The sequence below is a fragment of the Pseudoxanthomonas composti genome, from assembly GCF_004122095.1.
Taxonomy (GTDB): Bacteria; Pseudomonadota; Gammaproteobacteria; order Xanthomonadales; family Xanthomonadaceae; genus Pseudoxanthomonas_A; species Pseudoxanthomonas_A composti.
On record NZ_SAWZ01000002.1, the window covers coordinates 742,645 to 756,667 of the forward strand.

9 protein-coding genes and 1 pseudogene are annotated in these 14,023 nt (G+C 68.7%); all 10 read left to right on the forward strand.

Translation table 11 applies throughout. The features are described from left to right. Nucleotides 1-38 precede the first annotated feature (38 nt). Nucleotides 39-566 (forward strand): ECF-type sigma factor, encoded by a 528-nt coding sequence (locus EPA99_RS06470; protein ID WP_206733703.1) that lies wholly within the window; start codon nucleotides 39-41, stop codon nucleotides 564-566. An 845-nt stretch (nucleotides 567-1,411) separates the two neighbouring features. After that, nucleotides 1,412-4,672: an autotransporter outer membrane beta-barrel domain-containing protein gene (locus EPA99_RS06475; RefSeq protein ID WP_129470353.1), complete on the forward strand. Its 3,261-nt coding sequence runs from the start codon at nucleotides 1,412-1,414 to the stop codon at nucleotides 4,670-4,672. Between the two features lie 13 nt (nucleotides 4,673-4,685). Beyond that, nucleotides 4,686-5,441, forward strand: a pseudogene (locus tag EPA99_RS19145) (DUF6065 family protein); the annotation flags it as partial. Nucleotides 5,442-5,699: 258 nt separating this feature from the next. Continuing rightward, a complete protein-coding gene (locus tag EPA99_RS19150; protein WP_425479176.1) occupies nucleotides 5,700-6,218 on the forward strand; it encodes a cupin-like domain-containing protein in 519 nt (172 codons plus the stop codon). 177 nt (nucleotides 6,219-6,395) lie between these two features. After that, entirely contained in the window at nucleotides 6,396-6,875 is a 480-nt protein-coding gene (locus EPA99_RS06485; protein WP_164978578.1) for a nuclear transport factor 2 family protein, read from the forward strand. A gap of 64 nt (nucleotides 6,876-6,939) precedes the next feature. After that, nucleotides 6,940-7,356 carry a hypothetical protein gene (locus EPA99_RS06490; protein WP_129470355.1) on the forward strand — a complete coding sequence of 139 codons (417 nt, stop codon included), beginning with the start codon at nucleotides 6,940-6,942 and terminating at the stop codon, nucleotides 7,354-7,356. A 283-nt stretch (nucleotides 7,357-7,639) separates the two neighbouring features. Beyond that, complete coding sequence (locus EPA99_RS06495) at nucleotides 7,640-8,437, forward strand: hypothetical protein (protein ID WP_129470356.1); 798 nt, start codon at nucleotides 7,640-7,642, stop codon at nucleotides 8,435-8,437. 104 nt (nucleotides 8,438-8,541) lie between these two features. After that, on the forward strand, nucleotides 8,542-9,171 hold the full coding sequence (locus tag EPA99_RS06500) for a YybH family protein (RefSeq protein WP_164978579.1): 630 nt from the start codon (nucleotides 8,542-8,544) through the stop codon (nucleotides 9,169-9,171). Nucleotides 9,172-9,356: 185 nt separating this feature from the next. Further along, nucleotides 9,357-10,235 carry an ABC transporter ATP-binding protein gene (locus EPA99_RS06505; protein WP_129470358.1) on the forward strand — a complete coding sequence of 293 codons (879 nt, stop codon included), beginning with the start codon at nucleotides 9,357-9,359 and terminating at the stop codon, nucleotides 10,233-10,235. A 16-nt stretch (nucleotides 10,236-10,251) separates the two neighbouring features. Continuing rightward, on the forward strand, nucleotides 10,252-13,941 hold the full coding sequence (locus tag EPA99_RS06510; RefSeq protein ID WP_129470359.1) for an ABC transporter permease/M1 family aminopeptidase: 3,690 nt from the start codon (nucleotides 10,252-10,254) through the stop codon (nucleotides 13,939-13,941). Nucleotides 13,942-14,023: the final 82 nt, after the last annotated feature.

Consider the following 14,023-nt stretch of genomic DNA (forward strand, 5'->3'; position numbering starts at 1 on the left):
ACCGCGCCGCCGCCCGCGCCCTGGGGCAGAATCCCCCCATGGACGCCGCTCCCCCACAGCCGGATGCCTCGCTGGTCGATGACCTGGCGCGCATGTTCTACGCCGACCTCAAGCGCCTGGCCCGGCGCGAACGCGGCCGCGCCTACCCGCGCGCGGCCACGCTGGAGACCACGGCGCTGGTGCACGAGGCCTATCTCAAGCTCAGCCGCCACGGCGCCTTCCAGGGTCAGGCGCATTTCCTCAACACCGCGGCCCTGGCCATGCGCCAGGTGCTGGTCAGCCACGCCCGCGCGCGCCTGCGCCACAAGCGCGACCCGGGCCGTGCGCTGCTGGACATCGACACGGTCGAGGTGCTGGCCGAAAGCGACGAGCGCATCGTCGCCCTGGACGAGGCCCTGGCCGAACTGGAGCGCCAGCAGCCACGCCTGGCGCGCATCGTCGATTGCCGTTACTTCGCCGGCTATTCCGACAGCGAGACCGCCCTGGCCCTGGGCGTGTCCGAACGCACGGTGCAGCGCGACTGGTCCATTGCCAAGGCCTTGCTTTACGAGGCCTTGGGCACCTGAGGCTGGTCCCAAGCGCGCGTGACAAGCAAGGAGGGAAGCCGACGCTTCCATGCACTGCAAACACCTCGAGTAGGGTGGACAACGCGAAGCTTGTCCACCAAGGCACCGGCCGCGGATGAGCGTAAAACGTCGCGTTCCCGCGTTTTTTTTCCTGGCCGCGATGGTGGATGGAAAAGCGCCATCCACCCTACGTAGGGTGGACAACGCGAAGCTTGTCCACCGAGGCACCCGCCGCGGATGAGCGTGGGACGCCGTCGCTTGTCGTCGTTGTTGGCCGCGATGGTGGATGGAAAAGCGCCATCCACCCCACGTAGGGTGGACAACGCGAAGCTTGTCCACCGAGGCGCCCGCTGCGGATGAGCGTGGGACGCCGTCGCTTGTCGTCGTTGTTGGCCGCGATGGTGGATGGAAAAGCGCCATCCACCCTACGTAGGGACGACGCGGAGCTGTTCACCAAGACGCCGCCGCGGGCGAGCGTGGGACACCGTCGCTCCTTGTTGTCGTTGGCCGCGATGGTGGATGGAAAAGCGCCATCCACCCTACGTGGGGTGGACAACGCGAAGCTTGTCCATCAAGGCGCCTGCCGCGGCTGCGCGCGGGACGCCCCCCGTGGTCGTGCTGGCCGTTTGGAGGCGATGGTGGATGGGAGAGCGTCATCCACCCTAGGGCTGCTTGGACCGCGCACGCGAGCCGTGCGTCCCTTTATCTCTGCGGCAAAAAAAAACGTCATGCGTGGCGGCGCGCTGGTCCATGCGGCGTAACAGGAAATGCGAGCCCGTGCGAGGCGGGCCCGCGCCGTCGTCCTGACCAGGGGCGATGGCTCCCTCGTCCCTCCTGGAGCAGACATGAACCCGATCCGGCGCAAGGCCGTGCCGCGCTATGCCGCACTCAGCGTTTCCATCCTGGCCGTGCTGGCCAGCCAGCAGGCCCTGGCCGCCTGCGTCCTGCGCAACGACCTCACGCCCCAGACCTGGATCTGCGATGGCCCCGCCAGCGCCAACACCGCGCCACAGACCATTGCCTTCAGCCCCACCGTCGACACCGCCAGCACCGCGGCCGGCTTCGGGCTGGACGTGGGCAACACCGCCACCGCGCTGACCCTGACCGGAGCCGGCAGCTTCACCGATGCCCAGCAGTCCAGCATCGCCGGTGGCGGCGGCATCTTCTGGAACGTCGGCAGCGGCAGCGCCCCGCTCTCGCTGGTCAGCGACGGCACCATCACCGCGCGCAATGGCGATGGCGTCTACATCGCCAACAGCGCTGGCGCGGTCACCGTGCAGTCCACCGGCAGCATCGACGCCAGCGCGACCGGCCTGCGCACCACCGCCGGTGGCGATCTGTCGCTGGTCGTGGGCAACGTCACCTATGGTGGCAGTTATGGCGTCCAGTCCACCCTCACCGGCGGCAGCGGCAAGACCACGGTGCTGATCCAGGGCCAGGTGGCCAACAGCAACACCGCCGTCTTCGGCGGCTTTGGTCTCTACACCGAAAACCGCGGCGCCGGCGGCAGTGACATCCAGGTGGCGGCCGGCGCCTCCCTGCAGAACGCCCTGGGCGCCGGCATGGTCGTGGACAACTTCAATGGACCGGTGAGCGCGGTGATCGCGGGCAATTTGCTCACCGCCGGGTCCAACGGCGGGCGCATCAATCAATGGACCACGGCCACGCCAGGTACCAGCAATCGCAGCATGAACATCCGCGTCGACGGGAGCGTCGTCGACAGCAACACGGTCGGCGGGAACGGGCTGAGGGTGACCGGCCTGGGCGGTAGCGGGAGCAGCGTGGATGGCACCGGCATAGACGCGGCCATACGCCTCACCATCAACGGCACCATCCAGGGTTACACCGGCCTGACCATGGCCGGCGGCGACCAAGTCACCCTGGATATCGCCCCGGGCGCCACCATTGCCGCGGCCGATGCCGCCGCCAACGGGGGCAGCATTCCGCGTGGCGCCACCAACAACGTCATGGGGATCTGGGACCAGGGCAGCGGACTGACCGGCTCGGTCAACAGCAAGGTCCTGACCCTCAATAACGCCGGCACTGTGGTGGGCGGGATCGACGTCAACCGGGCGCTGGTGCTCAACAACACTGGCACCATCACCTCGGTCTACACGGCCATGGTGCTGCACCCTGGCGCCACGCTCAATCTGCTGAGTGGATCAGTCGTCGGCGACACCGTGCCCGGTTCCTTTGCCCCCAGCGCGGACGCGCCCACCACGGTGCTGTGGACGGGTGGCTCGGTGCGTGGCGGCATCAACATCGGCGTGGGGACCATGACCCTGCGCGGGCTGAGTGAGGCGGACATGGCCGGCCTGACCTTCCTCAACGCCAATGCAGGCAACTTCAACAGCACGCTGAATCTGGAGGGCGTGACCTGGCTTGGGCGCTTCGGTTACCAGAACGCCAGCGCGCCGGGGATCGCACTTGCCGGCTGGAACACGATCAACCTGCGCAACGGCAGCGTCGGCACGATGACCGGCGTGCTCAGCATGCGAGGGGATGGCAATGGCAGCGATGCCAGCCTCAACATCGATGCCAGTTCCCGCTTCATCGCAGGCCAAGGGCTGCTGATCGAGCGCGAAACCGACGCACGCCGGCTGCTGGTCAACAACGCCGGCGTGTTCGACCTGAGCCAATCCGGCACGCCGGGCAATACCGTCAGCCTGGGCCCGACCTACGGCGCCAGCGACTACATCCAGACCGCCACCGGCACCTTGGTGGTCGGGGTGACGCCCGATGCCATCGACCAGCTCAAGGTCGCGGGCAATCCGGGCTTTGCCGGCACCGCCACGCTGGCCGGCACGGTGGCCTTCGCCTGGGCACCCGGCACCTACAGCTCGGTCACGCGCAGTTTCCTCACCGCCGGCGGTGGCATCAGCGGCCAGTTCGCCACCGTGACCAACGCCGCGGGCACAACGCCGCCGGCTGGCTTTCCCACCACGATCAGCTACGACGCCAACAATGCCTACCTGACCCTGGGCACGCCCACGGCCACGCCGACGCCGACACCTACTCCAACGCCGACACCAACGCCGACTCCCACACCCACACCCACGCCAACGCCAACGCCAACGCCGACTCCTACTCCTACTCCTACTCCGACGCCTACCCCGACACCGGTCCCCACCGCACCGGTGCTGGTGGCACCCAACGATGCCGAGCTCTTCAGCCGCCAGGCCACCGCCCTGGCGCTGTCCAGCCAGGCCGATGCCATGGGCCTGCTGGCCCGCACGCGCGCCGAGGGCGATGGCAACAGCCTCTTCAACCACGACACCGCGCTCGATCCAGCCGCGCGCGGCTGGGTGCAAGTGCGTTACCAGGATCTGGATGTGGAAAGCGCCAGCGACCAGGTCGGCTTCGGCGCGCGCAGCACGGCCACGCAGGTGGGCACCGACTTCACGCTCGGCCAGGGCACGCGCCTGGGCCTGGCCGTGGGCGTGGACAATGCCTGGATGCACGACAGCATCGGCAGCCGTGGCCGCAGCGATGTCACCCGCGTGGCGCTGTACGGCTCGCAGCTGATCGGTCGGCTGGGCGTGTCGGCGATGCTGGGTCATGCCAACGCGCGTGAGCAGGCCTGGCGCCAGACCGGCCTGGGCCTGGCCCTGTCCAGCCGCGGCACCGATGCAACTACCGCGGCACTGCAGCTGGCGCTGCCGCTGCAGCTGGGCCAGGTGCAGCTGACGCCGGTGGCAGGCGTGGTGGCCACGCGCCTGTCCGGCGATGCCTTCGCCGAAACCGGCGCGGTGCCGGAGGCGTTCAAGATCACCGGCAAGGCCGCGCGCGAGACCCTGGTGTCGCCGTTTGCCGGGCTTGGACTCTCCCGCAGCTTCGAGCAGGCCAATGGCATCCGCTGGACGCCGGAGCTGCAGCTGGGCTACCGCCGCGCGCAAGCCGGACAGGGGCAGCGCTACGCCCTTGCCGCGGCCGACGGCACGCTGTTCGACGGCAACCGCGATGCCATCTCGCGCAATGTCGGCCAGGCCGGCGCCGGCCTGACCGCGCATGGCGGGGCGTGGACGCTGTCGCTGGTCTGGCACGGACAGTGGGCCGATGGCTGGAGCGACCAACAGGGCACGCTGAGCCTGCGCACGACGTTCTGAGTACCAGGCCCGCATGGAGCTGACCTGCTACGTCTATCCAGGCTGGAAGCCGCGGCTGCGCCCGGCCAGTCCGCGGCGCGCCTGGATGGACGCAAGCCCCGAGGGCTTCGCCTACCGCTGCCTGCCGCTGGGCATCGCCAACGCGCACGGCTGGGAACTGCTCAGTCCGTGCGGGTTCCAGGCGCACTGGAACGGCGGCCCGCTGCCGCAGGACGTGCGCATCGAGGTCGATCCGGGCACGGCCGAACAGGATGCCCCCATCCCGCTGTTCGGCCAGGGCACTTTCACCTTCCATGTGCCTGGGTTGTTCTGCACCGCGCCCGGACACGACCTGTGGGTCGGTGGCTCGCCCAACCAGGCCAAGGATGGCGTGGCCGCGCTGGGCGGCATCATCGAGACCGACTGGGCGCCCTACACCTTCACCATGAACTGGCGCTTCACCCGGCCAGGACACGTGGTGCGTTTCGAGGAAAACGAGCCGGTGGCCTTCCTGTTCCCGCTGCCGCGCAACCTGCTGGACGAGGTGACGCCACGCATCGCGCCGATCGATGAGGCGCCAGCGCTCAAGCGGCGCTTCGAGCAATGGAGCCGGTCGCGCGACGCCTTCCAGCGCCAGCTCGCCGCGGCACCCGACGCCGCGCCACGCGCGAAGTGGCAGAAGTTCTATTTCCACGGCACCGATGCCGACGGCACGCCGGGTGCGCCGGATCATCGCAGCAAGCTGCGCCTGCCCGGTTTCCAGGGCGCCGCGCCGCTGCCGACGGCCGCCTCGCCACCGTCATGCCCGCATGCGAACGCGGTGGTTCCGGCCTTGCCGCAGCGCGACGCGGCCGAGGTGCTCTCGCGCCTGCAGCGGCTGCGTGCGCTGTCGGCGCGCGCCCGCAACATCCCACGGAGCGGCGGCCTGCCCGCTGGCGCCTTCCTGGAGGACCACTACGCCGCCAACTGGCCGGTGCTGCTGGCCGGGGAAATCGAGGAAGCGCTGGGACGCTGGACGCCGCAGTCGCTGGCCTCGGCCCACGGCCACGTGTCGCTGGTCGATGCGCTGGGCCATGCCGGCACCCTGGCCTGGTTCGTCCGCCTGGCGCTGCAGCCAGCCGGCACGCCCGGGCGTCAGGCGCGCCTGACCGGCCCGCTGCAAGCGCTGCCCGCGCTGAGCCCGCGGCTGGGCCGCCTGGATCGGCTGCTGAGCGGCCAAGACCCTGGCCGTCTGTGGCTGGAAGCCGCCGGCAGCGGCACCCTGGCCGCACCGGAGCACTGCAATCGCCTGCTGTTGCAACTGCACGGCCAGCGCCGAATGTGGCTGGCCCCGCCCGGCGAGGCCGCGCGCCTGGCGCCACTGGCCCGTGCCGGATCGCTGGGCGACCTGAGCGCGCCGGACCTGCTGCAGCGCCAGCCGCAGCTGCGCGGCCTGGAACTGCATGCGGTGCTGCTGGCCCCGGGCGATGCGCTGTTCGTCCCCGACGGCTGGTGGCGCCAGACCGCGGCCGAGGGTTTCAGCGTGTCGGTGGCACGCGAGGACTTTCATTGGCCCAACCCGCCCTGAGCCGGGGCAAAGCGACGTGTCGGCCGCATCGATGGCGGACTGGCGCGCCTTTGGGCGTAACAGATGGGGACAGGCGCGATAGACGCCCTGCGCCCACCCATTGACGAACCGGGTCGGCCAGGTCCCGCGCTCGCGGCCAGGTCACGACCTTTGGTTTCACTTCAACAAGGAAATTTCATGTTCAAGATCGCCAAACCGCTGCTGTTGCTGCTGTTGCTGGTGTTGCTGCTGGCTTGCGGCCTCGCGCAGGCCCAGGAACTGGACGCGCGCGCCAGGCAGCAGCTGCCGCAGGCGGCCGAGGCCGTGGGCCGGGCCATCCGCGCCCATGACCTGGTCGCCCTGGACAAGCTCTGGTCGCCCAAGCTGCTGGTCAACTCGCCCGACAACTCGGTGCTGACACGCGATCAGGTGTTCGGCGCGATCAAGGCCGGCATGCTGGACTACGAGCAGGGCACCACCTTCGAGCTCGAGCGCGCCGAGTTCTACGGCAATGTCGCGGTGACCATGGGCGAGGACACCTACACGCCGACCTTCGGTCCGGAGAAAGGCAAGCGGCTGCACCGACGCGCCACCAATATCTGGCAGTACAGCGATGGTGCCTGGGTGCTCATCGCGCGTCAGGCCACGATCTACGACCCGGCCGTCAAGCACTACTGAGTCACCGGTCGGGACATCGCCTGATCGAGGTCCGCTGCACCCTTTCTAACGCCAGGAGACGGTCATGGAACTGCTGCTGCTCTTGATGTTGCTGTTGATCACCGGCCTGGCCGAAGTCCGCGCTGTCGTCCCTGCCCCACCGCGCTCGGCAGACCGCAGGCGGGCGCGCCCGGCAGTAAACCCGTGGCCGACCGGGATGGAGACCGGGACCGCCACGCATGAGGCCGCGTGGCGCGAGGCCGCGCACGCGCCAGGCAGCGCCCGGGACGACGCGTCGTCCCTGCATCGCCGCGCCTGCGCCGAGTTCTGTGCCGATGGCGCAGTCCTGCTGGAGCAGGCCCCGCGCCTGGCCAATGATGGCGACGGGCCAGCGCTTGATGCACCGGGCAACGTCACCCGCATCTGGCTCTTTCCGAATGGCGCCTGGCGAGTGGTTTCACCCCAGCAGGGTTCGGAGACGCACGGGGCGGCGGCGTTGTGAGCGAAGCGGCCGTTGCGGTGCGGGCCTGGCGCGGCGGTGCGACTGCACTGGGCACGACCGAGCCAGATGCAAATGCCGTGTGGGAGCGGCTTCAGCCGCGAAGAGGCTTTCTCGGTAAAGCCTCTTCGCGGCTGAAGCCGCTCCCACAGGATGGTTTAAGGCCTTCCGCGAGGGCGCACTACGACAGCATCCGGCGGGACCATCGGGCTGTAGCGCGAATTGCAGTGTCGCTATTGCGAGCATGCGCTTCGCGCTGTCGGGCGGAAGCCTTCATGGAGGGCGGATGAGCGACCCTTCATCGATGCGGGCAGCTTACGCAGGCAGCAGGTCTCGCCCTTCGCCTGCCATCCCCAAACACGCGGACGACGTGTTTTTCACTGTCGCATCGCTGTTGATGCTGACGATCGTCTTCCTGGGATTCGCCTCCAGCTACTTCCTGCGTGGCGTGGCGCTCTCGCACCAGCCCAGCGCGCTCGTTCACGTGCATGGGTTGGTGTTCTCGTCCTGGATGCTCCTGTTCGTCATCCAGTGCGCGCTGGTGTCGGCGGGGAATCTGCGTCTGCACCGCATGCTCGGCGTGGCAGGTGCGCTTATCGCCGCCACGATGGTTGTGCTCGGGATCCTCACCACTTTCGCGACGCTGGCGCGCGGGCTGGCGTTACCGCCTGCGCTGGGCAGCCCGGCCTCCTTCCTGGTCGGCAACGTCATCGAGATGCTGTTCTTCGGCGGGTTCGTCGCCTTGGCCATCTGCAAGCGAAAGGACCGCATCGTGCACAAGCGCGCGATGCTCATCGCCCACGCGGCTCTGCTGCCACCGGCCCTGTTCCGGATGGCCTTTCCCGTGGTGGACGACCCGGTGCTGACGTTTCCGGTGATGGTGCAGCACCCGGCGCTCATCGGCCTCATCCCGCTGGCCTCGATCCTTGCACTGCTCATTTTCGATCTGGCCATGTACCGGCGTGTCGTTGCCGTGACCGTCGTCGGCGGTGCGCTGCTGCTGGCGATGAATCCCCTCGCCGATATCGTCGCCAAGACCACGCTCGCCCAGCGGCTCGTCGCCTGGGCCCAGTCACCTCGATGATGTCGCTGGCCCGGCAGTCGCTCCGCGTTCGTCAACTCTAGCCCGAGGACCACGGCATGACTCCATCGTCTCCCGCACACAGCGCCCGCCGCCTGGCGCTGCTGTTGATCGCCTGCAGCGCCGCCGCGAACCAGGCCCAGCCCGCCAACGCCAACGCGGCCACCGCGGCCAGCGACACGCGCATCGACACGGCGGCTGCGGTGGACCGCATGGACGTCGCGCCCAGCCATGCCGGCCACGACGCCTCGTCTGCCAAACTGGGCCCGAATCCAGCGACAGACGTGCAAGCGAGCGCTGGTGCGCGCACAGCCGACGAGGCCGCCGTTGCCGCGCCGGAAGCGCTGATCCCCGCCTTCGTCGAGGCCTGGAACGCGCATGACGTGCGTCGCTTCGAGCCGCTGTTCACCGAGCAGGCGATCTGGGTGCCGGTGGCGGAAGTCCGCGACGAGGGCCGTGCAGCGATCCTGCAGGATCTGGCCGTCGCACATGCCAGCTGGGCAGGCAAGACCGCCATTGCACCGTTCGACACCCCTACCGTCGGCCGGCCCGCGGCCGGCGTGGCCACGCTGTTCTTCAGGGTCCGCTTCCTCGACGGCAAAGGGGCGCCCGTCCCCGGGATCGAACGCGCGTTGCTGCTGGTGGCGGTCCATGACGCCGATCGCTGGCGCATCGCGGCCGGTCAGCTCACCAAGGAAAGCACCGCGCCGAAGGCCGCCGCTCCGCGCCAGCCCTGAACCAAGCGAAGCCGGGCACTTCCCACGGCGCGCGGCCGACGCCGGGCGCGCAGCCGTGTGGCCGCACCGACCTGAATCCCGCGTCAAGGCAATCAATCCAGGTCACTTTGACAGTCCCCGCCGACGCCCAGCCGCGGCGTCGGCATCGCCGCGTCTCCTCCCGCCGCTTCCCCAAGGATCCATGCATGGCTCTCGTCATCGAAGGACTGTCCAAGACCTATCCCAACGGCGTGCAGGCGCTGAAGGATCTGTCGCTGACCATCGGAAACCACATGTTCGGCCTGCTGGGGCCCAACGGTGCCGGCAAGAGTTCGCTGATGCGCACCATCGCCACGCTGCAGGATCCCGATGCCGGCAGCATCACCCTGGATGGGATCGACGTGGTCCGCCAGAAGGACCAGGTGCGGCGCCTGCTGGGCTACCTGCCGCAGGAGTTCGGGGTCTACCCGAAGGTCTCGGCGCTGGACATGCTGGAGCACCTGGCCGTGCTCAAGGGCGTGACCCACAAGGGCGAGCGCCGCGAGATGATCGAGGCGCTGCTCAACCAGACCAACCTCTGGAATGCGCGCAAGAAGGCCATCGCCACCTACTCCGGCGGCATGAAGCAGCGCTTCGGCATCGCCCAGGCGCTGCTGGCCAACCCGCGGCTGGTGATCGTGGACGAGCCCACCGCCGGCCTGGACCCTGCCGAGCGCAACCGCTTCCTCAACCTGCTGGCCGGCATCGGCCGCGACGTGACGGTGATCCTGTCCACCCACATTGTCGACGACGTGCGCGAGCTCTGCCCGCGCATGGCCATCATCGCTGGCGGCCAGGTGCTGCTGGAAGGCGCCCCCAACGAGGCCATCGCCGCGCTGGACGGCCAGGTGTGGTCCAAGCTGGTGGACAGCGACGAGGAGCTGCGCGCCATCGAGGCTGGCATGACGCTCATCAGCACCCATCTGGTCGGTGGCCGCCACGAGGTGCGCGTGCTGGCCGCCGCTGCGCCCGGCGAAGGCTTCGCGCCCGCAGGCGCGGGCCTGGAGGACGTCTACTTCACCCGGCTCGCCGCCGGGCGCGCCTGAGCCAGGAGGCCGCGCCATGCACCAGTTCCTCGAGTTCCTGCGCTTCGAGCTGAAGCTGCGCTTCAAAAGCCCGTCCACCTACGTCTACTGCTTCATGTGGACGGCGTTCGCCTTCCTCTGCGTGGCCTCGGAGAACTTCGGCCCGGTGTCCAACCAGAGCGGCAAGGTAATGCTCAACGGACCATGGGCGATGACCTTCAACATGCTGGGCGCCTGCATGTTCGGCATGATCGTGATGGCCGCGATCTTCGGCACCTCGATTTTGCGCGACTTCCAGCGCGACACCTTCCAGCTGCTGTTCACCAAGCCGGTCTCGCGCCTGGCCTACCTGGGCGGGCGCTGGTCCGGCTCCATGCTGGTGACCCTGTTCGCCTTCTCCGGGCTGATGCTGGGCGCCTGGCTGGGCACGCACGCGCCCTGGGCCGACCAGGCGCGCATCGGGCCCAACCACCTGCTGTGGTACGTGCAGCCCTTCCTCAGCATCGTGGTGGTGCAGGTGTTCTTCATCGGCGCGCTGTTCTTCGCCGTGGCGGCGCTGACCCGCAGCCTGTTCGTGGTGTACGTGCAGGGCGTGGCGCTGTTCGTGCTGTACCTGATCGGCATCACCGCGTTCTCGGCCACGCGCTCCACCGAGCATTTCTGGTCGGGCATCCTTGACCCCATCGGCATGCAGCTGGTGCGCGTGGTCAGTGGCTACTGGTCGGTGGTGGAGCGCAACAGCTGGTTGCTGCCCCTGGACACCACCAGCGGCTATACGCCCGGCGTGTTCCTCTACAACCGCCTGCTGTGGATCGGCTTCGGTGCGATCGTGCTGACCCTGCTGGCGGTGCTGTTCCCGATGTCGGTCGAAGCCCTGGGCGCGCGCTCGCAGGGGCGCCGCGCGGCCAAGCTGCGCACCCTGGAGCAGGCGCAGGGCGCGCCGGTGCGCACCCAGATCGCCACCCGGCTGCCGCAGGTGCATCCGCGCTACGACCTGGCCACGCGCTGGCGCCAGTTCCTGGCCCTTGCCGGGCTGCGCACGCGCGCCATCCTCAAGGCGGTGCCGTTCTGGGCACTCTGCGGGGTGCTGTTCGCCTTCATCGTCAACAATGGCTACTACGCCGGGCGCATGAGCGGCACCGACGTGTGGCCGGTGACCTACCTGATGCTCGAATCGGTGGAGGGCAATGCCTACCTGTTCCTGATCATCGTCACCGCGCTGTACGCCGGCGAGCTGGTGTGGCGCGAGCGCGACGTGCGCTTCGATGGCATCTTCGACGCGCTGCCGCTGCGGCCGCTGCCGGATGCGGCGTCCAAGCTGGTGGCGCTGAGCGCCGCGCAGCTCGTGATGCTGTTGCTGTCCATGCTGGGCGGCATCCTGATGCAGACCGTGCTGGGCTACCACCACTACGAGTTGCCGCTGTACCTGAAGGAGCTGTTCGTCCTGGTCCTGCCGCAGCTGGTGGGGTTCTCGATGCTGGCCCTGTTCGTGCAGACGGTGGTCCCCAACAAGTTCCTGGGCCATGCCATCGTGATCGGCGTGTGGGTGATCGTGCCGATCCTGTACAACTTCGGCGTGGAGAACACGCTGTATCTGCCTGGTGCGACCACGGGCTACACGTATTCGGACATGAATGGCTACGGCCACTACGTGCCGGCGCTGTTCTGGTCGATCCTGTACTGGCTGGCGATCTTTGCGGCGCTGGGCGTGCTGTCGATGGCCCTGGCCCGGCGCGGCGCCGAGACCGGCCTGCGCCGTCGCATCGGTGCGGCCCTGCGGCGGCCGGCCGGCTGGCTGCCGGCCACCCTGGCCTGCCTGTGCGTGGCCGCCGGCGCCGGTGGCTGGTTCTACTACAACACGCATGTGCTCAACGAGTTCCTGAGCACCGAGGACCGCCGCGCGATCCAGGCCGACTACGAGCGCCAGTTCAAGCGCTACCAGCATCAGCCCCTGCCCAAGGTCACCGCCGTGGACACCCGGGTGGAGATCCACCCCGAACGTCGTGCGTTCGAAGCCACCGGCACCTATACCTTGCAGAACCGCGGCAGCGTGCCGGTAACCGAGCTGCACTTCACCGACGTCAACCAATCGGCGCGCGCGCTGTCCTTCGACCGCCCCACACGCCTGGTCAGCCGCGCGGCGCGCGGGCTGTACGTGATCTACGCCCTCAAGACGCCTTTGCAGCCGGGCCAGACCATGCACCTGCAGTTCAAGGTGGGGCATGACAGTCCCGGCTTCACCGACGGCAAGGTCCTGGATTTCTCCGGTGGCGATGCCGGCGGCAAGTTCGCCTACAACGGCACGTTCTTCGACCTGGAGTACTTCCCGGTCCTGGGCTACCAGACGGGTTACGAGCTGGACGATCCCCGTCGCCGCCGCGAGCAGGGCCTGGGCGCCCTGCAGGAAATGGCCAAGCGCGGGGATGCGGTGCAGTCCAAGGTCAACCTGTTCAGCCCCAACGCCGACTGGATCAGCTTCCACGCCGTGGTGGGCACCAGCGGCGACCAGACCGCGCTGGCGCCGGGGTATCTGCAGAAGCGGTGGCAGCAGGACGGTCGCAACTATTTCGAGTACAGCATGGGCCAGCAGCCCATGCAGCACTTCTTCGCCTTCGTCTCCGGGCGCTACGCGCTGCACCGGGAGGTCTACGCCGGCAAGGAGGGGCCGATCAACCTGGAGGTCTACTACGACCCGGCACATGCCTGGAACGTCCGCACCATGCTGGCGTCTTCGCGCGCCGGCCTGGCCTACAACGAGGCCAACTTCAGCCCGTTCCAGTTCCGCCAGTACCGCATCCTGGAATACCCACGCTACCGCAGCTTCGCCCAGTCCTTTCCCAACACCGTGCCGTTCTCCGAGGCGCTGGGGTTCATCCAGCGCCGGCGCAAGGATGACGACGTGGACCAGGCCTACTTCATCACCACCCACGAGCTGGGCCACCAGTGGTGGGGCCACCAGCTGATCGGCGGCAACGTGGAAGGCTCGAACATGATGTCCGAGACGTTGGCCGAGTATTCGGCGCTGATGGCGCTCAAGCATCGCTACGGGCCGGATTACATGCGCAAGGTGCTGCGCAGCGAGCTGGACAACTACCTGCGCGGGCGCACCGGCGAACTGCGCCGTGAACGCCCACTGGTGCTGGTGCAGAACGAGCCCTACGTCTGGTACTACAAGGGCGGCCTGCTGATGTACACGCTGGCCGACTACATGGGCGAGGACAAGGTCAACGCCGCGCTGCGCGAGCTGCTGCTGCATCGCCGCTACGCCAACGCCGACCCGGCCGAGGGCCGCGACGGCTCTTACCCGGACACGCGCGAGTTCGTGGCCGCGCTGCGCGCGCAGGCCCCGGCCGAGCTGCACGCCTTCATCGAGGACAGCTTCGAGCGCATCGTCCTGTACGACAACCGCGCCCGGTCGGCCAGCGCGCGCAAGCTGGCCGACGGCCGCTACCAGGTCACGCTGCAGGTCCAGGCCGGCAAGTCCCAGGACGACGGCAACGGCAACGAGACCCCGGCGCCGATGGACGACCTGGTGGAGGTGGGCGTGTTCGAGGGTGAGGCCGGCAAGGAGAAGCCACTGGCCGTGCAGCGCGTGCGCCTCAAGGCGGGCCAGCGCGATTTCAGCTTCACCGTCAACCGCCTGCCCACCCGGGCGGGCGTGGACCCATACAACAAGCTGGTGGACCGCATCGCAGAGGACAACCTGGTGGATGTGTCGCTGAAATAGCCGGCGCGCAGTGCCGCGCCCTGACGGGCCCGGCACGCTCGCTTGAGAAGCGCCCCGTCCCGACCCCCACGACCGGACAGCG

Coding starts and splice junctions, on each gene's coding strand:
- EPA99_RS06470 (WP_206733703.1), top strand. CDS start 39: ATGGACGCCGCTCCCCCACAGCCGGATGCCTCGCTGGTCGATGACCTG.
- EPA99_RS06475 (WP_129470353.1), top strand. CDS start 1,412: ATGAACCCGATCCGGCGCAAGGCCGTGCCGCGCTATGCCGCACTCAGC.
- EPA99_RS06485 (WP_164978578.1), top strand. CDS start 6,396: ATGTTCAAGATCGCCAAACCGCTGCTGTTGCTGCTGTTGCTGGTGTTG.
- EPA99_RS06490 (WP_129470355.1), top strand. CDS start 6,940: ATGGAACTGCTGCTGCTCTTGATGTTGCTGTTGATCACCGGCCTGGCC.
- EPA99_RS06495 (WP_129470356.1), top strand. CDS start 7,640: ATGAGCGACCCTTCATCGATGCGGGCAGCTTACGCAGGCAGCAGGTCT.
- EPA99_RS06505 (WP_129470358.1), top strand. CDS start 9,357: ATGGCTCTCGTCATCGAAGGACTGTCCAAGACCTATCCCAACGGCGTG.
- EPA99_RS06510 (WP_129470359.1), top strand. CDS start 10,252: ATGCACCAGTTCCTCGAGTTCCTGCGCTTCGAGCTGAAGCTGCGCTTC.